Here is a 243-nt window from a genome sequence, read left to right as displayed (position 1 = left end):
CGAAAGGTGCGCTCACTGATTTGAAGCACGCCGCACGCTTTGAAATGCCGTGCACCAGCCACGACAGCCTCGTTGATCAGATCAACGGCGGTTTGGCGATCTAGGGTGCTGATCATGCGTCCTCGTCCCCCCAGATCGCTGATGCCTTTTTTCGCAGAACAAGCAATGCAGCGGTTTCAGCCAAGGCACGATCCTTGCGGGCTAGATCGCGTTCCAACCCCTTGATGCGTTCCTTTTCTTCCT

At 56.0% G+C, this 243-nt stretch carries 1 pseudogene; it reads right to left on the bottom strand.

Going from position 1 to position 243, the window contains the following annotated elements:
- Nucleotides 1-243 (bottom strand): annotated as a pseudogene (locus AB9F26_RS22570) (IS3 family transposase); the annotation flags it as partial.

This window comes from Falsihalocynthiibacter sp. BN13B15 (genome assembly GCF_041205415.1).
In the GTDB taxonomy this organism is placed as follows: domain Bacteria; phylum Pseudomonadota; class Alphaproteobacteria; order Rhodobacterales; family Rhodobacteraceae; genus Falsihalocynthiibacter; species Falsihalocynthiibacter arcticus.
The sequence above is the reverse complement of the archived record's forward strand: the minus strand, read 5'-3'. Positions and strand labels throughout refer to the sequence as shown.